The 19040-nt window shown below is 63.7% G+C and carries 18 protein-coding genes; 5 read left to right on the top strand and 13 right to left on the bottom strand.

Annotated elements, in window-relative coordinates; genetic code table 11:
• Positions 1–7: 7 nt before the first annotated feature.
• A complete protein-coding gene (betB, locus tag ACX1DW_RS04935; RefSeq protein WP_458992905.1) occupies positions 8–1480 on the bottom strand; it encodes a betaine-aldehyde dehydrogenase in 1473 nt (490 codons plus the stop codon).
• Positions 1481–1573: 93 nt separating this feature from the next.
• Positions 1574–3640, bottom strand: a complete 2067-nt coding sequence (locus ACX1DW_RS04930) for a choline transporter (RefSeq protein ID WP_458992904.1) — start codon at positions 3638–3640, stop codon at positions 1574–1576.
• 432 nt (positions 3641–4072) lie between these two features.
• Here ACX1DW_RS04930 and trpB point away from each other — a divergent pair, with 432 nt between their 5' ends.
• Positions 4073–5281, top strand: a complete 1209-nt coding sequence (gene trpB, locus ACX1DW_RS04925; RefSeq protein ID WP_046620556.1) for a tryptophan synthase subunit beta — start codon at positions 4073–4075, stop codon at positions 5279–5281.
• A 109-nt stretch (positions 5282–5390) separates the two neighbouring features.
• Positions 5391–6098 (top strand): tRNA (N6-threonylcarbamoyladenosine(37)-N6)-methyltransferase TrmO, encoded by a 708-nt coding sequence (gene tsaA, locus ACX1DW_RS04920; protein WP_458992903.1) that lies wholly within the window; start codon positions 5391–5393, stop codon positions 6096–6098.
• A gap of 19 nt (positions 6099–6117) precedes the next feature.
• Here tsaA and ACX1DW_RS04915 read toward each other — a convergent pair whose 3' ends face one another.
• The 8 genes from ACX1DW_RS04915 to ACX1DW_RS04880 all read right to left on the bottom strand — a co-directional run bounded on the left by ACX1DW_RS04915 (position 6118) and on the right by ACX1DW_RS04880 (position 13082).
• The gene (locus ACX1DW_RS04915) at positions 6118–8655 is read right to left on the bottom strand and encodes a penicillin acylase family protein (RefSeq protein WP_458992902.1); all 2538 of its coding nucleotides are present in this window, start codon (positions 8653–8655) and stop codon (positions 6118–6120) included.
• A gap of 76 nt (positions 8656–8731) precedes the next feature.
• Positions 8732–9193, bottom strand: coding sequence for a DUF2489 domain-containing protein (locus ACX1DW_RS04910; protein ID WP_063543623.1), 462 nt, complete (start codon positions 9191–9193; stop codon positions 8732–8734).
• A gap of 7 nt (positions 9194–9200) precedes the next feature.
• Positions 9201–9383 (bottom strand): SEC-C metal-binding domain-containing protein, encoded by a 183-nt coding sequence (locus ACX1DW_RS04905; protein ID WP_458992901.1) that lies wholly within the window; start codon positions 9381–9383, stop codon positions 9201–9203.
• 7 nt (positions 9384–9390) lie between these two features.
• Positions 9391–9888 (bottom strand): LEA type 2 family protein, encoded by a 498-nt coding sequence (locus ACX1DW_RS04900; protein ID WP_166082551.1) that lies wholly within the window; start codon positions 9886–9888, stop codon positions 9391–9393.
• Positions 9889–10035: 147 nt separating this feature from the next.
• Positions 10036–10773: an S-methyl-5'-thioinosine phosphorylase gene (locus ACX1DW_RS04895; protein ID WP_458992900.1), complete on the bottom strand. Its 738-nt coding sequence runs from the start codon at positions 10771–10773 to the stop codon at positions 10036–10038.
• 24 nt (positions 10774–10797) lie between these two features.
• Positions 10798–11796, bottom strand: coding sequence for a beta-N-acetylhexosaminidase (nagZ, locus tag ACX1DW_RS04890; RefSeq protein WP_458992899.1), 999 nt, complete (start codon positions 11794–11796; stop codon positions 10798–10800).
• 14 nt (positions 11797–11810) lie between these two features.
• Positions 11811–12335, bottom strand: a complete 525-nt coding sequence (locus tag ACX1DW_RS04885) for a L,D-transpeptidase family protein (RefSeq protein WP_458992898.1) — start codon at positions 12333–12335, stop codon at positions 11811–11813.
• A 39-nt stretch (positions 12336–12374) separates the two neighbouring features.
• Positions 12375–13082: a TetR/AcrR family transcriptional regulator gene (locus ACX1DW_RS04880; protein WP_063543634.1), complete on the bottom strand. Its 708-nt coding sequence runs from the start codon at positions 13080–13082 to the stop codon at positions 12375–12377.
• Positions 13083–13282: 200 nt separating this feature from the next.
• Between ACX1DW_RS04880 and lexA the strand changes: the two genes are divergently transcribed.
• On the top strand, positions 13283–13891 hold the full coding sequence (gene lexA / locus ACX1DW_RS04875) for a transcriptional repressor LexA (protein WP_110777466.1): 609 nt from the start codon (positions 13283–13285) through the stop codon (positions 13889–13891).
• Between the two features lie 10 nt (positions 13892–13901).
• A complete protein-coding gene (gene sulA / locus ACX1DW_RS04870; protein WP_063543637.1) occupies positions 13902–14381 on the top strand; it encodes an SOS-induced cell division inhibitor SulA in 480 nt (159 codons plus the stop codon).
• A 69-nt stretch (positions 14382–14450) separates the two neighbouring features.
• On the opposite strand, the gene ACX1DW_RS04865 is transcribed toward sulA, so the two are convergent.
• The gene (locus tag ACX1DW_RS04865; protein ID WP_458992897.1) at positions 14451–14687 is read right to left on the bottom strand and encodes a hypothetical protein; all 237 of its coding nucleotides are present in this window, start codon (positions 14685–14687) and stop codon (positions 14451–14453) included.
• A gap of 207 nt (positions 14688–14894) precedes the next feature.
• On the opposite strand from ACX1DW_RS04865, the gene ACX1DW_RS04860 reads away from it, so the two are divergent.
• Entirely contained in the window at positions 14895–15734 is an 840-nt protein-coding gene (locus ACX1DW_RS04860; RefSeq protein WP_458992896.1) for a DMT family transporter, read from the top strand.
• A gap of 15 nt (positions 15735–15749) precedes the next feature.
• Here ACX1DW_RS04860 and ACX1DW_RS04855 read toward each other — a convergent pair whose 3' ends face one another.
• Both ACX1DW_RS04855 and topA read right to left on the bottom strand, forming a co-directional pair.
• A complete protein-coding gene (locus tag ACX1DW_RS04855; protein ID WP_152481133.1) occupies positions 15750–16268 on the bottom strand; it encodes a DUF6586 family protein in 519 nt (172 codons plus the stop codon).
• Positions 16269–16403: 135 nt separating this feature from the next.
• Positions 16404–19007 carry a type I DNA topoisomerase gene (topA, locus tag ACX1DW_RS04850; protein WP_458992895.1) on the bottom strand — a complete coding sequence of 868 codons (2604 nt, stop codon included), beginning with the start codon at positions 19005–19007 and terminating at the stop codon, positions 16404–16406.
• Positions 19008–19040 lie beyond the last annotated feature (33 nt).

The raw sequence follows: 19040 nt of genomic DNA, 5'->3' as shown, positions 1-19040 counted from the left end.
ACCTCCCTCAGAACACCGAGGCGAACTCGCCCAGCTCTACCTGTACCGATTTGACCCGCGTGTAGTGCGCCAGCGAGGCGATGCCGTTTTCGCGACCGATACCGGACTGCTTGTAGCCACCGACCGGCATCTGCGCCGGCGATTCGCCCCAGGTGTTGATCCAGCAGATGCCGGCCTCGAGGCGATGGATGATGCGGTGCGCCCGCGCCAGATCGGTGGTGACCACGCCGGCGGCGAGGCCATATTCGGTGTCGTTGGCGCGGCGGATGACTTCGTCCTCATCCTGATATTCGAGCAGGCTCAGCACCGGGCCGAAGATCTCTTCGCGCACGATGCTCATGTCGTCGCTGCAGTCGCTGAAGACGGTGGGTGCGACGAAGGCGCCCCTGGCGCACTCGCCCTCGGTCACCCGCTCACCGCCACAGAGCAGCCGTGCGCCAGCGGCCTTGCCCTGGGCGATGTAGTCGAGCACCTTGTTCATGTGCGCGAAGCTGACCAGGGGACCGAAGTTGGTCTCATCCTGCTGCGGATCACCCAGGCGAATGCGCTGCACGCGCTCCAGCAGCTTGGCCTCGAAGGCCGCTTTCAGGCCCGCGGGGACGAACACCCGGGTGCCATTGGTGCACACCTGGCCGGAGCTGAAGAAGTTGGCCATGACCGCGATATCGGCCGCGCGATCCAGATCGGCGTCCTCACAGACGATCAGCGGCGACTTGCCGCCCAGTTCCATGGTCACGTCCTTCAGCGAAGAGCCTGCCGCGCTGGCCATGACCTTCTTGCCGGTGGCCACGCCGCCGGTGAAGGACACCTTGGCGATGCGCGGGTGCTCGGTGATCAGCGCACCGACGCCGGCGCCGCTGCCGGTCAGCACGTTGAACACGCCATCGGGCAGCCCGGCCTCGCTGAAGATTTCCGCCAGCTTGAGCGCGCTCAGGGGCGTGACCTCACTGGGCTTGAAGATCATCGCGTTGCCCGCGGCCAGCGCCGGAGCGGCCTTCCACAGGGCGATCTGGATCGGATAGTTCCAGGCACCGATGCCGGCCACCACGCCCAGCGGTTCGCGCCGGGTGTAGACGAAGCTGCTGTCGCGCAGCGGAATCTGCTCGCCCTCGATGGCCGGAGCCAGGCCCGCGTAGTACTCCAGCACGTCGGCACCGGTGACGATGTCAACGCTGCGGGTCTCGCTCAGCGGCTTGCCGGTGTCCAGGGTTTCCAGCAGCGCCAGCTCGTCGTTGCGCTCGCGCAAGAGATCGACCGCGCGCCGCATGATTCGCGCCCGCTCGATACCGGTCAGCGCCGCCCAGATGCGCTGGCCCTGCTCGGCGCTTTCAACCGCGCGTTCCAGATCGGCCGCGCCAGCCTCGGGCACTTCGGCCAGGACTTCGCCGTTGGCCGGGTTGATGCTCTCGAAGGTCTGGTTGCTGCTGGCGTCGACATAACCGCCATGGATATAGAGTTGCTGCCGTGGGAAACGGGCCATGTTCTACCTCGTTCGTACTGTCTGTGGCGGCAGCGGATCGACGCTGCCGCGACATGGATGGAACGCCTCGGGGATCGCCCGAGGCGTGCAGGGTCAGGGTGTCGGCGCCGCGCCCGGATTGGGCATGCCGCTTTCACCACCGCCGTTTTCGCGCTGCAGATGCAGGAAGTGCATGTGGTGCTCGTAGTGGTCGAGGATGTCCTCGATCAGCTGGCGCCGGGAATAGCCCATCAGGTCATAACCCAGGCTGCCCTGGCGCAGGTGCACTTCGAGCCGGTAGTAATCGGCCTTGCTGCTCTGGGTGCGCAGGGCGAAGGACGGCATGGTGCCGCGCACCGGCCAGATCTGGTAGGTGAAGTCCTGCTCGCTGCCCAGGTTGACGTGCAGCGCCAAGTGCTCGTTGCCCGGTTCGCCTTCGACGATCTCCACCGGCACGCCTTTCTCGCCAAGCGCCTTCTGGATCTCCTCCATCGCCGGTTTGCAGACCTCCTTCAGGTAGCGACGGATCTGCGAACGGCTGGGGAAACTCATCGCCCGCGACAGGCGCTGGCTCCAGTTCATCTGCGTGTGTTCCAGCGTGGCGCGCCCGGACAGGTAGCCGGCGAGGCTCTTCTGGTAGCTGTCGGCCATGACGCCTTCGACGTGCAGTGCCTTGAACAACCCGTACATCATGAACAGCAGCACGATGGAGAACGGTAGCCCCATGATCACCACGGTGCCCTGCAGCGCGGTCAGGCCACCGGCGATCAACAGCGCCAGGGTGAGAATCCCGATGATGGCGGCCCAGAGGATGCGCATCCACACCGGTGCATCGCTGTTCACATCCTTGAGAATGGACGTGAAGTTCGACAGCACCAGCGAGCCGGAGTCGCCGGAGGTAACGAAGAACACGATGGCGAGGATGGTTACCACGATAGTCGTGAGGCCAGCCCAGGGCAGGCTCTGCAGGAACAGATAGATCGACGATCCGGGGTTGCTCACCGCCTGCTGGCCGAATTCGAGGGCACCGCCCATGACCATCTCGATGGCGCTGTTACCCATGATCGACATCCAGGCCATCATGAAGGCCAGCGGCAACAGCAGCGTGCCGATGACGAACTCGCGGATGGTGCGACCACGGGAAATGCGTGCCAGGAACAGACCCACGAACGGCCCCCAGGCAATCCACCAGGCCCAGAAGAACACCGTCCAGGCGTTCAACCAGTCGGTCGGCCGGCGGTAGGCGTAGGTGTCCAGCGACAGGCTGATGAAGTTGGAGAAGTAGTCGCCGACGTTCATCACCAGCGCATTGAGCAGGAACACCGTATCGCCGACCACCAGCACGAACAGCAGCAGCAGTACCGCCAGCAGCATGTTGAACTCGGAAAGCCGGCGAATCCCGCGCTCGACCCCGGTCGCCGCCGAGATCGCCGAGAACACCACGATCAGCACCACCAGCACGGCCTGGGTGAAGGTGCCTTCCGGTACGCCGAAGATGTAGTTGAGGCCGAAGTTCAGCTGGATGATGCCGATGCCGAGGCTGGTGGCTATGCCGAACACCGTGCCGAGCACCGCGGCGGTATCGACGGTATGCCCGATGGGGCCGTAGATGCGCTTGCCGAAGATCGGATACAGCGCCGAGCGGATCGACAGCGGCAGGCCCTGGCGGAAGCTGAAATACGCCAGCGACATGCCGACCAGGGTATAGACACCCCAGCCCGAAAGGCCCCAGTGCAGAAAGGTCAGCTCCATGGCGTGGCGTGCGGCCTGGGTGGTGCCGCCCTCGCCTACCGGCGGCTCGAGGAACTGGGTGATGGGTTCGGCGATACAGAAGAACAGCAGGTCGATGCCGATCCCGGCGGAAAACAGCATTGCCGCCCAGGTGACCACATTGAATTCAGGCTTGGAATGATCCGGCCCGAGGCGGATCTTGCCGTAGCGGCTGGTGGCGACGATCACCACGAAGAGCAGGTACACCAGCACGGCGAGAAAGTAGAACCAGCCGAAGCTGTCGGATATCCAGCCAAGCACCGTATTGATGACCGCTTGGGAGCGATCAGTGAAGAACATCGTCCATATGGCAAACGCCACGATGGCGATTGCGGAACCGTAGAACACTACGGGATTGATCCGGTCAGCCGGCGCTTCGGAATCATTGGGCGAGAGCTCAGCCTCGTTCATCAGTTCGATCTCCTGAACTTGTTCTGGCTTTACGACATCGCAGTGCGACGTATTGCGGCAGGCGGCGTGCAAATTTGCCAAGGGTTGCGCGGCCTGATGGCGGGGCGGGTATGCAAGACGTGCTGTGCTGATGACAGCCATACCCATCGGCACGCGGACATGCCGACCAAACAAAAGCGGTGATTTGCTCCGATAAGACAAAATAAGCGGCGCATCCTACACGATAAATCAAAATCCTGCGAACCGAGACCGGCACCCTTCGGCATGACTGACCTCCACCAGCCCTTCGCCGAGCCGATTCGGAGCGCCGCAACGCCACGAAGAAACGAGGAAGAACTGTGCGGTTGCCGCTACGTTTTCAGCGGCCCAGACGCTGGCTTATGATCGCCCCCGCGTAAACAGGCCCCCCTTTTCACCAGCAGAGATGAACCCATGTCGTCCGATCCTCGTTTCACTGCCATGCCCGACGCCAACGGATACTTCGGCCCCTACGGCGGCCAGTTGGTCCCGCCGCACCTCAAGCAGGCCATGGACGACATCAACCTGGCCTACGAGGAAATCCGCCAGCGCGAGGATTTCCAGCAGGAACTGGCCGCACTGTTCGCCGACTACGTGGGCCGGCCGAGCCCGATCTTCCACGCCCGGCGCCTCTCCGAACAGCTCGGCGGCGCGCAGATCCATTTGAAGCGCGAAGACCTGAACCACACCGGCGCGCACAAGATCAATCACTGCCTGGGCGAGGCGCTGCTGGCCAAGTTCATGGGCAAGACGAAGGTGATCGCCGAGACCGGCGCCGGTCAGCATGGTGTCGCTCTGGCCACCGCCTGCGCGCTGGTCGGCATCCCCTGCGAGATCCACATGGGCCAGGTGGACATCGAGAAGGAACACCCCAACGTCACCAAGATGAAGATCCTCGGCTGCAAGCTGGTAGCCGTCACCCGCGGCGCGGCGACGCTCAAGGAAGCAGTGGACAGCGCCTTCGAGGAATACCTGAAGGACCCGCACAACTACATCTACGCCATCGGATCGGTGGTCGGCCCGCACCCGTTTCCGAAGATGGTCCGCGATTTCCAGTCGATCATCGGTAACGAGGCCCGCGAGCAGTTTCTCTCCAGACACGGTCGTCTGCCGGATCATGTGGTCGCCTGCGTCGGCGGCGGCTCCAATGCCATGGGCATGTTCACCGCCTTTCTGGAGGATGCCGCGGTCGAACTAGTCGGTATCGAGCCGGCGGGCGAAAGCCTGGACAAGCCCGGCCGTCACTCGGCCACGCTGTCCAAGGGCAAGCCCGGCGAGTTGCATGGCATGGCCTGCTATGTGTTGGAAGATGCCGAGGGCAATCCGTCCGCGGTGCACTCCATCGCCTCCGGCCTGGATTACCCCGGTGTCGGTCCGCAGCACAGTTATCTCAAGGACATCGGCCGGGTGAACTACCAGACCGCGACCGACCAGGAATGCCTGGACGCCTTTATGACCCTGTCGCGTGTCGAAGGCATCATCCCCGCCCTGGAAAGCGCTCACGCCGTGGCTTGGGCGATTCGCACCGCGCCAACGCTGGGCAAGGACAGCCACATCCTGGTCAACCTCTCCGGCCGCGGCGACAAAGATGCCGACTACGTCGCCAATCTGCTCGGTCTGTAAGATCTTGGCATCGGGCCGCCGCTTCGACGAGCGCGCGGCCCGACGTCGCGCAACGCGGCGCCATAGCGGGTAAGATGCGCAGCCGCCCGCCCGTATCCAGGCCAGCCCCATGCAACACAGCGTCTCGCCTATCGGCTACGTCCGCTCCTGCTTCAAGGAGAAGTTCGCCATCCCCCGCCAGCCCAGCCTGGCGCCGGCCGCACGCGGAGTGGTGGAACTACTGCCGCCGTTCGACAGCGGGGAGGCGGTAGCCGGGCTCGAGCAGGTCAGCCATGTATGGCTGCTGTTTCTTTTCCACCAGGCACTGGAAAGCAAACCCCGCCTCAAGGTCCGCCCGCCTCGCCTCGGCGGCAATCGCATGGTCGGCGTGTTCGCCACCCGCGCGACCCACAGGCCCAACGGTATCGGTCAATCGGTGGTCAGGCTGGATCGGGTCGAAGCGGATCGGCTGTTCATCTCCGGCATCGACCTGCTGGACGGCACCCCGGTGCTGGACATCAAACCCTACGTGCCCTACGCCGATGCGCTGCCGGACGCGCGCAACGACATGGCCGCCGACACGCCAGAGTTGATCGAGGTGCAGTGGTCAGAAACTGGACTATCGCAGGCCCGCCGCGAAGCACTACGCCTCGGCGAACCGCTGGTGGAGCTCATCGAGCAGTGCCTGGCGCAGGACCCGCGCCCGGCCTATCAGAAACCCGAACCGGAGCGGCGCTACGGCGCGCAGTTCTGGGATGTGGACGTGCGCTGGCACTATCCGACGCCAGACGTGATCCGCGTTCTCGAAGTCGCGCCAGCAGCGCCGCAACCGGCCTGATGCCGGCGCGGCGCTCTCCTCACTTGCCGGCTGGCGTCAGCAACAGGCGTTGGTTGCCATAGACCTTGTCGAGATTCTCCGTCTTGAACGGGAAACTCACGTAGTTCGCCTTCATCCATGCGTCGATGCCATCGGCGTAATGCGGGCTGGCCGGATTGCCCGACTGGCCTGAACTGTTGAGGCCGATCATCGGCTCGTCACGGCCAAAGTCGACGATGATGCGCATCGCCGGAATCAGCCAGGTATCGAAATCCGAACCCAGGTGATAGGCCGAGGCGTTCAGCGTGCTGTGGTCGCCGCCCATGGCATAGGGACCGCGGTCAAGGTAGCCGCCGATGGCGTTGATCTTGCTCCGCTGGCCCGCCGGCATATGCGGCGCCAGCTGCGTCGCGCCGGAGGTCCAGCGAGCCGTATGCAGCTTGCCCCATTGCCAGGCGCTGCGCTCGTTGCCCAGGCGGCTTTCGAGCAAGGTCACCGCAGCGGCCAGGCTGCGCGCCAGGATCGCCGGTTTGTCTTCGCTTTGCGCGGTGCGCTGGTCGTTCCAGAACGGGCTGTCTTCGCGGCCGAGCAGATGGTCGGCCTGGGCCGAATAGGAGGTGTTGGCCGTCTGTACCAGCGCACGCCAGGCCGGCGAATCCTCAGGCCCCAGTTCGTCGAGGAAGATGTGCCGCGCGCTTTCGTGCAGGAAAGCGCCATACAGTGCAGCATCCGCCGAATCCGCAGTGAGCTTGCCGTCGAACGCCATCAGCCGATCCAGCGCTTCGCGCGCCTTGTTGCGTTCGGTGGCCGGCAGTGCATCGATTGCCTGGCGCAACGGCTCGGCCATGCCCGGCGCCTCGAACATGGTCCTGAGCTTGGCGGCGAAAGGCGTCACCTGGTCGTACTGCATGGCGATGGTGCTGCGGGTGTCATGCTTGCCACGGCCGGCCAGCTCCGCCAATCGCTCGTAACGCTCCGGGCCATACCAGGAGCTGGAAAGCTGCATTCCGTAACCGCGCGGCACGCTGCGCTGGTTGGCGGTGCCGAGCCAGCCCTGGATCGGATCCTGATCGTAGGGATGCAGCATCGGATCGGTGAAACCATCCCACTCATATCGATTGTCCCAACCGGGCGACGGCACCAGCCCCAGCCCCTCGCGACGGTTGGGAAAACGTCCGGTGACCTGCCAGCCGATGCCCTGCTGGTCAGCAAAGACCAGATTCAGGGCGGTTGCACGAATTTCGCGGGTCGCCTCGAAGGCCTGGTCCACCGACTGCGCGCGGGACAGGTCGAAGAAGGCGTCCAGCGTGCGATCGGCCTCCAGTTGCGTGGTCTTCAGTGCCAGACCGTAGCCGCTGGCGAGCTGCAGCGGCTGCAAGGGATGCTTGCGCTCGCCCAGCGCCGTGTTCAGCAGCGGGCCGTTGCGGGTTTCGTAAATGGTCTCGCGAATCGGTCGCTCGCCTTTGACGAAGTAGGTCTCGTGCCGCTCGCGGGCCGGCAGCCATTTGCCGTCGGCCAGGTACATCAGCCGCGAGCCTTCGCGACGCACCTGCTCGAGATAGAGGTCCTGGTTGTCGCCCATGACCATGGTCATGCCCCAGCCGAGCTTGCCGTTGAAGCCCGCCACCACGGCGGGGACGCCGGCGATGGTGACACCCGCCGCCTGGAACTTCGGTGCGCGAACCTGCATGAAATTCCAGTACGAAGGCATCGACAGCGGCAAGTGCGTGTCGTTGGCCAGGATCGGCTTGCCGCTGCGGGTGTTGCTGCCGGCAATGGCCCAGTTGTTCGACGCCGCCATGCCGGTCGGGGTCAACGCTGCCAAGTGCTGAACGGCCTGCTCGATGGCAGCCAGCCCGGGCACGCTGCCACCCAGCTTCAGCCCCTTGAGCTTGTCCGCCTCGTCGAACGGCAACGCCTCGTCCGGATAGATGGGCAGGAGCCAGGCCAGCTTGTCGCTACCCACCTTCTGCGCCATCAACAACGCGGCGACCTCTTCCTGCAAGTTCTGCGACAGGCCGAAATTGAGCAGGCAGAACACCAGTACCGAGTCCTCCGGCTTCCAGTACTCAGGCTTGTAGCCGGACTCGGCGAGGTCCATCGGCAGCCTGTCCTGATGGCGATAGAGGTAGGCGTTCACGCCACGGGCGTACACCTCGAAGAACTTTTTCATCCTCGGCGAGGATTCGCGATAGAGCAGCTCGGCGCTCTGGCGCAGATTGACCGCACGCATGAAGCGGTCGGTCTCCAGCACCCCGGGGCCGACCATCTCAGCCAAGCGCCCCTGGGCCATCAGCCGCAGGCTGACCATCTGGCTCAGCCGGTCGGTGGCGTGCACGTAACCCATGGCGAACAGCGCATCGTGAAATGACGAGGTCTCGATCAGCGGCATGCCCAGCGAATTGCGCCGGATGCTCGCACTGCCTGCCAGGCCGGTCAGCGGCTGGATGCCCTGCGCTGGCGGCAGACTGGCACTGTAGCGGTTATCGAGATAGGCCTGACAACCGCCGAGGCCGGCCAGGCCGAGCGCGGCCCCCAACGTCAGACGAACCAGGGCGAACGGCAGACGCAGAGACATCGAAGACTCCTGTGCGGGCTTGGCGAGGGATGGGTGCTAATAGATTAGAGGGCGTACGGCGAAGAAGATCGGTCGATCAGGCCGCGTCGCGGGATTTTGGCAGAGCTTCGTCGAGCAGCCAACGGGCCGAACGGCGCGCTTCGGCCTTGTGTTGCAACTCCAGAGCGCTGAACTGCGCCTCGTGGCGCCGACGTTCGCTCTTGTCCAGCGCCTTCCAGGCTGCATGGGTCGGCACCTGCTCTGTGGCGTCGAAGAGCTGCTGGAACACTTGGCAACGGGGATGCTGCCCGAGGGTGACGTCGTAGTTGTCGAGCAGCACCTTGATGCGGATGGCGCCCTCGATCAGCGGCAGCTGCTCGTCCAACAGACAGCTGGCAAGGATTCGCAGATCCTCGGCCAACGCCGTCTGCTGTTGCGCGCGCGCCTCGGCCTGCAAACGCTCGTTGCGCCATACGCGACGCCACAAATACAGCGCATAGCCGGCCAGTGCTGCAACCAGCAGCACGGCGATGACGAGCAGACCGAGGAAAAGACTCATGGAAGCATCAGGCCCCGTGGCACTTCTTGTATTTCTTCTGACTACCGCAGGGGCACGGATCGTTGCGACCGACATCCTTCAGCGGATTGCGCACCGGCTCGTGTCCATGATTGCAGTGCGGCCCGTGGACGTGGTGATGGTCGTGGTCGTGGTTGCAGTCGGGACCATGCACATGGGGTTCGTGACTCATCTGGGTACTACTCCGGAATAAAGTTGCCCGGGATTATCTCGCCATTGTTGGAAATGTGCACGCGTCGCCCAGCCATCAGCCCCGTCTTGAGTTCGCCGGCCAGTCGGTAGTTGATCGGGCGATCCGGTTTTTCCAAGAGCCGCACGATGTACTTCATGTGCCGCCACAGATTGGTGTGCACCGGCACCTCGTAGTACTCGAAGCTGTTGGCAGGAACGGTCAGCCAGCCACTGGACTCGCCGCTGGCCAGTTCCACGTCGTTGAGATGGACCGTGTAGATGAGGCCTCGCACCGGCAGGCTGTGATCGTTGGGGTTATCGATGCGGAAGCGCAGCATGAACTGCTGTTCCAGCAGCCGCGCCTTGATGATATCGACCTTGGTGAGTTCGACTTTCGGGTCCTTGAAATTACCCGAGAACCAGGTCGAACAACCGGCCATACCGCCAAGCAGCGTCAGCAACACGACCGTTCTTAGAATTCTTATTGTGTGTGCCTGGCAAGACATTCCGGTACTCCAAAGGACGGCCAAGTGTAGCAAGCGGCATGTTCACCGCAATGGGGTGGCGCCGCAAAATTACCAGTCTCAGGCCGCAATATGACACTGTCGTTGCAGGCATGCACAGCGGCATTCAGGCCACCGGCCAATGCACGATCAACCGGCCAGCAGGCGAGCCAGGACCAGTCGCGCCTTGCCGATACCAGCGGCGAGCGCCGCCTCGATCTGCGCCATGGTGATCACCCCATCCGCCTTGCCAGCTGCTGGATTGACCACCAATGCGAGGCAGGCGTACGGCAGTTCCAGCTCACGGGCCAGGGCCGCCTCGGGCATGCCGGTCATGCCGACGATGTCGCAACCGTCGCGCTCCATACGGACGATCTCCGCAGCCGTTTCAAGACGCGGCCCTTGAGTGCAGCCGTACACACCATGACCACTGAAGGCGAAACCCTCGGCGGCCAGCGCCCCGATCAGGCGTTCGCGCAATGCTTCGTCGTAGGGGTAGCTGAAATCGATGTGGGTCACGTGGTCGATCTCGCCTTCGAAGAACGTCTGTTCCCGGCCATAGGTGTAATCGATGATCTGATTCGGTACGCAGAAATGACCGGCCCCCATCGCCGAGTGAATGCCGCCCACCGCGTTGACCGCGACCACCGTTTCGGCGCCGGCCTGCTTCAGTGCCCAGAGATTGGCGCGATAGTTCACCTGGTGCGGCGGAACACGATGCGGATGGCCGTGCCGGGCCAGGAACAGCACCTCGCGACCGCCATACTCACCCCGCAGGACTTCGGCGGAGGGCCGCCCATGGGGCGTATCGATCAGCTGCGCACGATGCAGCTTGAAGCCGGTCAACTGGGTCAGACCGGTACCGCCGATGATGGCATGAACAGTCATGGCTATTCCTTGAGATGTGAGCGATCAGTCGATCAGATCGGCAGCTTTCAGCGCGCCAATTGCATCCAGCCAACGAGGGGTCTGCTTGTAGTCCGTCGCATTACCAGCCCGGCTACGCATGCCCGACAGTGCAGCCGACGGCGTGACCTTCAAGCGCTGCAGCGCGGCCAGCGCCAGTTCGGCCGCCGCACGGTCGTTGCAGACCAGTCCCATGTCGCAGCCAGCGCCGAGGGCGGCTTCGATCCGGCCTGCCGCGTCGCCGGCGACGTGCGCTCCGGCCATCGAAAGATCGTCGCTGAAGATCACGCCCTTGAAGCCCAGCTCGCCACGCAGGATGTCCTGCAGCCAGCGCCGGGAAAAACCCGCAGGCTGCTCGTCGATCTGCGGATAGATGACATGCGCCGGCATGATCGCATCGAGCGTGCCGCTCAATGCCTGGAAGGGAATCAGATCACATCGGCGCAACTCGTCGAGGCTGCGCTCATCGACCGGGATCGCAACATGGGAATCGGCTTCGGCCCAGCCATGCCCCGGGAAATGCTTGCCGGTGGCGGCCATGCCGGCGGCGTGCATGCCGCGAATGAAGGCATCGATCAGCGTCACCGCGATCTGCGGGTCACCCTCGAAGGCGCGCGCGCCTACCACCGCGCTTCGCTGATGATCCAGATCGAGCACCGGCGCGAAGCTGAAATCCAGGCCCACGGCGAGCACCTCGCTGGCCATGACCCAGCCGCAGGCTTCGGCCAGCCTGGGAGCGTCGGCGCAACGTGCCAACTCGCGCATCGCCGGAAGCCGCACGAAACCCTGGCGCAGCCGCTGCACGCGGCCGCCCTCCTGATCCACCGCCAGAAGCAGGTCGGGGCGCACGGCGCGAATCGCGCGGCACAGCTCGTCCACCTGGCGCGGGCATTCGATGTTGCGAGCGAACAGGATGAGCCCGCCCACCTCGGGTTGGCGCAGCAGCTGCCGATCCTCGGCAGTCAGCCAGGTGCCGGCGATATCCAGCATCAATGAACCGTGCATACAGACGCAGATCCTTATTCGAGTTCAGCGGCAGCCCAGCCTGGGCAAGGTGCCTCGGTGATGCGCACCGGACAGTGCGGCGGCACCCTGGGAAAAAGTTGCAGCAGATCGGCATTGCGCATACGCACGCAACCGTGGGAAAGCGGCACACCCATCGGTTCGCAATCGGGCGTACCGTGAATGTAGATGTAACGGCGGAAGGTATCGACCTTCCCCATCCGGTTGACGCCCGGCTCGCAACCGCTGAGCCAGAGGATGCGAGTGAGTATCCAGTCGCGCCCGGGGAAACTTGCGTGCAACTCCTGCGACCAGATTTCGCCGGTCCAGCGCCGCCCGCGCAGCACTGCCCCCTCGGGTAGGCCGTCGCCGATGCGCGCACGCACCTGATGCACGCCGCGCGGCGTACAGCCGGAACCATTCTGTTCGCCGACGCCGTTACGCGCGGTAGACACGGGAAAGCGCAGACGCAGCTGCCCATCGGCAAAGCCGTAGAGCTGCTGGTCAGCGATGGAAATATGCAGAAGATCGAGAAAGGCCATGGGCGGCTAGCTTAGCCGATCCCCCGGTAGCCTTGTAGCTCAAGCCTTGGCCGGAATGGCCGCTGCGTTGCGCCGCGCGACGGGTTGCGCCGCCGCCAGGGTACTGTCATCGATGCCGCTGTCGGCCCGCATGCCGGCGGCCAGGAATGGCACCATCATGCGCATCACCTGTTCGATCGAAGTGCGGACGCCGAAGTCGTTCTCGGAGATCGCACGCAGCGCCTTGATACCGGACATGCTGAATGCCGCGGCCCCCAGCATGAAATGCACACGCCAGAACAGCTCGATCGGCGGAATGGCCGGCGCGGCGTCATGAACCTTGAGCATGTAGCGGCGAAACACCTTGCCGTACATGTCTTCAAGGTAGCGCCGCAGGTGCCCCTGGCTCTGACTGAAGGACAAGCCAAGCAGCCGCATGAATATCGACAGGTCGTCGCCGCTGCGCGGCTTGACCGCCAGAGCCTGCTCGACGAGGATTTCCAGCAGCTCCTCCAGCGTGTCCTTCTTGTCGGTGAGCGCCTCGCGGCGATCCAGCTCACGTTCCAGGCTGGCACAGAACGGCCCGAGGAAGCGCGAGAACACTGCCTGGATGAGTGCCTTCTTCGAACCGAAGTGGTAGTTCACCGCCGCCAGGTTGACCCCAGCCTTGCTGGTGATCAGACGAAGCGAGGTTTCGGCGAAGCCTTTTTCCGCGAACAGCTGTTCCGCTGCATCAAGAATGCGCTCAACTGTTTCCGACTGCGCCATGCCCCCTCCGAAAGACAAACAACTGTTTGAAACTTACGTTTCACCGACCGGCAAGTCAACCACGAAACGCCTTGCGGCACTAGCGTCATTGTCGCAGACGCGCTACGCCGCACACCGGCTACGCCACCGAGAAACATTCATTGCCAAGGCCGAAGCACTGTATATAATCCCAGTCACTGTATAAAAGAACAGAGACCGACATGATCAAGCTGACGCCTCGCCAGACGGAAATCCTCGCCTTCATCAAGCGCTGCCTGGAAGACAACGGTTATCCGCCCACTCGCGCGGAGATCGCTCAGGAGCTCGGCTTCAAGTCGCCCAATGCCGCTGAGGAGCATCTCAAGGCGCTTGCCCGCAAAGGCGCTATCGAGATGACGCCTGGCGCATCACGCGGGATACGTATTCCCGACTTCGAACCCACGCCTGCCGAAGCCGGCTTGCCGATCATCGGCCGCGTCGCCGCCGGCGCCCCGATACTGGCTCAGCAACATGTCGAGGAATCCTGCCAGATCAGCCCCGCCTTTTTCCATCCGCGCGCCGATTATCTGCTGCGTGTGCACGGCATGAGCATGAAGGACATCGGCATCTACGACGGCGACCTGCTGGCCGTGCACACCACCCGTGAGGCCCGCAACGGCCAGATAGTGGTGGCGCGGGTCGGCGATGAGGTGACCGTCAAGCGTTTCAAGCGCGACGGCAAGAAGGTCTGGCTGCTAGCCGAGAACCCGGAGTTCGCCCCCATCGAAGTCGACCTTGAACATCAGGAACTGGTTATCGAAGGCTTGAGTGTCGGCGTCATACGCCGCTGAGGAGAAGGTTATGCAGTACCAGACCAGCACTTCCCGGCCCCAGCTATCGCTGTTCGACGGTGTCATCGCGCAAAGCCTGGCCCCCTTCGGCAGCCTCGCACCGCGCAGCAAACCCGAGCAGGAGAAAAAGGATCACCTGAGCGAGTTGAGCCTCAGCGGCAGCAGCCAGCACTGCCATCTGCTGCTCACGCCGATCCTGCGCGAACTTGGCGATGCGACGGACAGCCGCTGGCTGACACTGATCGCGCCGCCCGCCTTCCTTTCACAGAACTTCCTGCGCAAGTGCGGCCTGAATCGCGAGCGCATCATCCTCCTGCAACCGCGCAATGCAGAAGGTGCGCTGGAACTGGCGTGCAAAGCACTGGCGTCCGGCTGCAGCCATACCGTCATCAGCTGGCTCGGCCACCTCGACGACGCGACACGCAGCAAGCTGCGCAACGCCGCCAGTCTGGGCGAAGCGCAGAGCCTGAATATTCGTCTGGGTTGTTGAGTGGCAAGCACAGGGACGTGCTGCCTGGCATGAAGCGATGGTGGAACCGCCGCGGCGACGCAGCTGCGCTCAGTGCAGAACGCGTGGCTCGTCTTCATCGTGATCGAAATCGCCTTCCGTCATCCGACCCGCCATCTGAACACCCACATTGAACATCGCCTTGGCGATCTCCACGTGCTGCCCCTGCAGGAACAGCTTGGCATCGTCAGAAAAGTCCAGAGTGACCAACACCTCTTCGTCCTCGGCACGACGAAGCACGATGCGCCCGTCCGGTAGCTCGACGATTTCAAGAAAAGATGTAGGCATGGATCAGCTCCGCGTGAAAGGCGGCCATTGTAACAGCCGACCGGGATCGGGGCAGCCTTTGGCTTTCCAGAGCCCCTATGAGGGAGCGCTGCGGGACACATGTATCGAGCAATCCGTCTAAGAAAATGACGTGCCCCGGGTGGATCGGCAACGTAGCATGCGCTGAAAAAAGCGCGCGCATCTCTGCGCCGGGACAAGGAATCGTGCATGACCACCCGCACCTTGCTACTCACCGCTCTGGCCATGCTGGCGTTCGCCGGCAACTCGATCCTCTGCCGGATAGCGCTGCGGGACACCGCCATCGATCCGGCCAGCTTCACCGGCCTGCGGATCGCCGCCGGGGCGCTCACCCTCTGGCTGCTGTTGCGCTTCGACAGGACCGACCAACCACTAGGTGGTGACTGGATCAGCGCCGCGGCGCTGTTCATCTACGCGGCCTGTTTTTCCTTTGCCTATATCGACCTGGACGCCGGCGCCGGCGCTCTGCTGCTGTTCGGTGCCGTGCAACTGAGCATGCTTGCCTGGGGCTTGCTGAGAGGCGAGCGCTTCAGCGCCGGGCAGCTTGTCGGCCTGCTGCTGGCGGTCAGTGGATTGGTGATCCTGCTGCTCCCGGGGAGCAGCACCCCGCCCCTGAATGGCGCACTACTGATGCTCCTGTCCGGCGTCGCCTGGGGCGTCTATTCGCTTCGCGGGCGAGGGACCTCCACACCGCTTGCAGCCACGGCGGGCAATTTTCTACGGACGGTCCCGTTGGCGGCCCTGCTCTGCCTGCTCTTGCTGGGCCAGCAGACATGGGACTGGCCCGGCGTGGTCTACGCGCTGCTGTCCGGGGCACTGACGTCCGGGGTCGGTTACGCCATCTGGTACGCCGCCCTGCCCGGCCTCGCAGCAATCCAGGCGGCCAGCGTGCAGCTCAGCGTTCCGCTACTGGCGGCCATTGCCGGTGCCGTGCTGCTGGGTGAAGCGGTGACCACAACGCTACTGCTGGCCGGCACCGCGATTCTGGGTGGCATCGCCCTGGTGCTAAGCATCAGGCATCGCCGCTAGCACGGCGTTACCTGATCACCACTCGGTCAGCGACTCGCGAAAGCGCAGCGCCAGCCCCTTGAGGTTCTGCCGCCAGGCTTCCAGCTCGGCCCGGCTCAGCGGCGGAGTCTCATCCTCGACAGTAACCGCCTCGATCAGCGGCTGACGTGGGTCGGTCTTGACCTTGGCCGGGGCCCGTGGCGGCTGGGATAGCTGACGGTAGGCGACCAGCAACTGCCCAAGCCAGGTACTCGGCTGCTCCGACAGTTCCAGCAGCTCGGCGAGCTCCGGACTCGGCGCCGCCTCTAGAACGCTGCGCGTCAGAAACGCCTCCACCACCGGCGCATCGGCGCCCGGCGAGCGATAGTAACCGGCGATCTCATGGCACAGGCCGAGCAGCGCACCGTACAGGTGAAACAGGCACGCCTCGCGCTCGGCCTGAATCAGCCCCTGGGAGTTCATCGAGGCAGTTTCTTCGGCCTTGCGCCAGCTTTCCAGCGAGAGGCCGGCAAAGAAGATCTTCTGGTTGGTACGGGTGTAGAGCTCGTGAGCCATGGCATGCTCTCCGGAAGAGAATGTGCAGAGAATGGACCTTCGACGAACGCTGCACCAGCGCGAACGACGAACAGACGGCGTGGCCGGGAGGCAATCAATCCGACCGACTCGCCTGGCGAGTCGGTCGAGCCGGAATCAGCGCTTGTCTTCGACCTGCCACTTGCCGCCGTCGTAGAACGCCTTCCAGCCGGTAGGCTTGCCGTCGACTTCGCTCTGCACGTACTGCTCCTTGGTCTTGCGGCTGAAGCGGATAACCGCCGGACGGCCTTCCGGATCCTGCTGGGGCGCCTGGAGCAGGAAGTGATACTTGGGATCGATCTCGTCCTTGTGCGGGATCAGCTCACGCACCAGCGGCGCGCGGGTCTCGCGGTTCTTCGGGAACTGGCTGGCGGCCAGGAACAACCCGGAAGCACCGTCTCGCAGCACGTAGGTGTCATCCACCTTCTCGCACTTGAGTTCCGGCATCTTCACCGCATCCATCTTCGGCGGCGCCGGCTCGCCGTTCTTCAGCAGCTTGCGGGTGTTCTTGCATTCGGCGTTGGTGCAGCCGAAGAACTTGCCGAAACGACCGGTCTTGAGCTGCATCTCGCTGCCGCACTTGTCGCATTCCAGGCTCGGCCCCTCGTACCCCTTGATACGGTACTGACCTTCCTCGATCTCGTAGCCGGAGCAGTCCGGGTTGTTGCCGCAGATATGCAGCTTGTGCGTCTCGTCGAGCAGGTAGGCATCCATCGCGGTGCTGCAGATCGGGCAGCGATGCTTGCCCAGCAGCACGCGGGATTCGGACTCGCCCTCGTCATCGGCGGCGATCTCGTCACCCGGAATGAGGTTCACCGTGGACTTGCAGCGCTCCTTCGGCGGCAGGCTGTAGCCGGAACAACCGAGGAACACCCCGGTGGACGCGGTGCGGATCATCATCGGCCGGCCGCAGACCTTGCACGGGATGTCCGTGAGGGTCGGCTGGTTGGCACGCATGCCATTCTCGCTGGACTCGGCAACCTCGAGCTTCTTGCGGAAATCACCGTAGAACTCGTCCAGTACATGCTTCCAGTCACGCTCGCCCTGGGCGACGTCGTCCAGATGCTCTTCCATGCCGGCGGTGAAGCCGTAGTCCATCAGGTTGTTGAAGCTCTCGGAGAGGCGCTCGGTGACGATGTCGCCCATCTTCTCCGAGTAGAAACGGCGATTGTGCAGCGAGACGTAGCCGCGGTCCTGGATGGTGGAAATGATCGCCGCATAGGTGGACGGCCGGCCGATGCCGCGCTTCTCCATCTCCTTGACCAGGCTGGCTTCGGAATATCGCGCCGGCGGCTTGGTGAAGTGCTGGCTCGGGTCGAGCTTGAGCAGCTTCATGGCGTCGCCCTTGTTCATTTCCGGCAGCACATCGTCCTCGCCAGCCTTGCTCTGCTGCGGCATGACCTTGGTGTAGCCGTCGAACTTCAGAATGCGGCCCTTGGCGCGCAGCTCGAAATCACCGGCAGCCACCGTAACGCTGGTGGACAGGTACTGCGCCGGCGGCATCTGGCAGGCCACGAACTGGCGCCAGATCAGCTCGTACAGACGCTCGGCATCGCGCTCCATGCCGGACAGCTGGTTCGGCCGCAGGTTGACATCGGACGGGCGAATCGCCTCGTGCGCTTCCTGCGCGCCTTCCTTGCTCGAATACAGATTCGGCTTCTCGGGCAGGTACTTGTCGCCGAACTCGCCTTCGATGAAACCGCGCACCATGCTGATGGCATCAGCCGATAGATTGGTCGAGTCGGTACGCATGTAGGTGATGTAACCGGCTTCGTACAAGCGCTGAGCCATCATCATGGTCTTCTTAACGCCGAAGCCGAGGCGATTGCTCGCTGCCTGCTGCAGGGTCGAGGTAATGAAAGGCGCCGAAGGCTTGCTGCTGGTCGGCTTGTCCTCGCGCTTGGCTACGCTGTAGCTGGCGCCCTTGAGCTTCTCCAGCGCAGCATTGGCCTGCGCCTCGTTCAGCGGCTTGAACGCCTCGCCCTTCTCGCGGGCGACCTCGAAGCGCACCTTGGCCTGCTGGGCAGTCGCCAGGTCGGCATGCACTTCCCAGTATTCTTCCGGAACGAACGCGCGGATTTCGCGCTCGCGCTCGACCACCAGCTTCACTGCCACCGACTGCACGCGACCGGCAGAGAGGCCGCGGGCGATCTTCGCCCAGAGCAGCGGCGAAACCATGTAGCCGACCACGCGATCGAGAAAGCGGCGCGCCTGCTGCGCGTTGACGCGATTCAGATCGAGCTCGCCCGGTTGGGAAAAGGCCTCCTGAATCGCCTTCTTGGTGATCTCGTTGAACACCACGCGCTTGTAGCGGCTGTCGTCGCCGCCAATCGACTCACGCAGGTGCCAGGCGATGGCCTCCCCCTCTCTATCCAAGTCGGTCGCGAGATAGATGGTGTCAGCTTCCTTGGCCAGGCGACGAAGTTCCTCGATGACCTTTTCCTTGCCGGGCAGGATCTCGTACTTGGCCTTCCAGCCATGCTCAGGGTCGACCCCCATGCGGGTGATGAGCTGACGCTTGGCCTTCTCCTTGGGCGACAGCGCTGGCGCCTCGGCCGCCGCAGCCTTGCCGCGCTTGACCGGCTCCTTGTTGGCCGAGCCGCTGGTAGGGAGGTCGCGGATGTGGCCGATACTCGACTTCACCACGTACTGGTTGCCCAAATACTTGTTGATTGTCTTGGCCTTGGCCGGTGATTCCACGATGACCAGCGATTTACCCATGGAGAGGAGAGTTCCTGAATCTAGAGGTGAACA

Source organism: Stutzerimonas sp. KH-1 (assembly GCF_054483855.1).
This window is presented reverse-complemented; position numbering and strand designations above follow the sequence as displayed.

Bases quoted from the DNA above. Each gene is read 5' to 3' on its own strand.
- lexA (WP_110777466.1), top strand. From the start codon at position 13,283: ATGATCAAGCTGACGCCTCGCCAGACGGAAATCCTCGCCTTCATCAAG.
- ACX1DW_RS04880 (WP_063543634.1), bottom strand. From the start codon at position 13,082: ATGGCGCAGTCGGAAACAGTTGAGCGCATTCTTGATGCAGCGGAACAG.
- ACX1DW_RS04885 (WP_458992898.1), bottom strand. From the start codon at position 12,335: ATGGCCTTTCTCGATCTTCTGCATATTTCCATCGCTGACCAGCAGCTC.
- ACX1DW_RS04910 (WP_063543623.1), bottom strand. From the start codon at position 9,193: ATGAGTCTTTTCCTCGGTCTGCTCGTCATCGCCGTGCTGCTGGTTGCA.
- betB (WP_458992905.1), bottom strand. From the start codon at position 1,480: ATGGCCCGTTTCCCACGGCAGCAACTCTATATCCATGGCGGTTATGTC.
- ACX1DW_RS04855 (WP_152481133.1), bottom strand. From the start codon at position 16,268: ATGGCTCACGAGCTCTACACCCGTACCAACCAGAAGATCTTCTTTGCC.
- ACX1DW_RS04900 (WP_166082551.1), bottom strand. From the start codon at position 9,888: ATGTCTTGCCAGGCACACACAATAAGAATTCTAAGAACGGTCGTGTTG.
- ACX1DW_RS04905 (WP_458992901.1), bottom strand. From the start codon at position 9,383: ATGAGTCACGAACCCCATGTGCATGGTCCCGACTGCAACCACGACCAC.
- sulA (WP_063543637.1), top strand. From the start codon at position 13,902: ATGCAGTACCAGACCAGCACTTCCCGGCCCCAGCTATCGCTGTTCGAC.
- nagZ (WP_458992899.1), bottom strand. From the start codon at position 11,796: ATGCACGGTTCATTGATGCTGGATATCGCCGGCACCTGGCTGACTGCC.
- ACX1DW_RS04930 (WP_458992904.1), bottom strand. From the start codon at position 3,640: ATGAACGAGGCTGAGCTCTCGCCCAATGATTCCGAAGCGCCGGCTGAC.
- ACX1DW_RS04860 (WP_458992896.1), top strand. From the start codon at position 14,895: ATGACCACCCGCACCTTGCTACTCACCGCTCTGGCCATGCTGGCGTTC.
- trpB (WP_046620556.1), top strand. From the start codon at position 4,073: ATGTCGTCCGATCCTCGTTTCACTGCCATGCCCGACGCCAACGGATAC.
- tsaA (WP_458992903.1), top strand. From the start codon at position 5,391: ATGCAACACAGCGTCTCGCCTATCGGCTACGTCCGCTCCTGCTTCAAG.
- ACX1DW_RS04895 (WP_458992900.1), bottom strand. From the start codon at position 10,773: ATGACTGTTCATGCCATCATCGGCGGTACCGGTCTGACCCAGTTGACC.
- ACX1DW_RS04915 (WP_458992902.1), bottom strand. From the start codon at position 8,655: ATGTCTCTGCGTCTGCCGTTCGCCCTGGTTCGTCTGACGTTGGGGGCC.
- topA (WP_458992895.1), bottom strand. From the start codon at position 19,007: ATGGGTAAATCGCTGGTCATCGTGGAATCACCGGCCAAGGCCAAGACA.
- ACX1DW_RS04865 (WP_458992897.1), bottom strand. From the start codon at position 14,687: ATGCCTACATCTTTTCTTGAAATCGTCGAGCTACCGGACGGGCGCATC.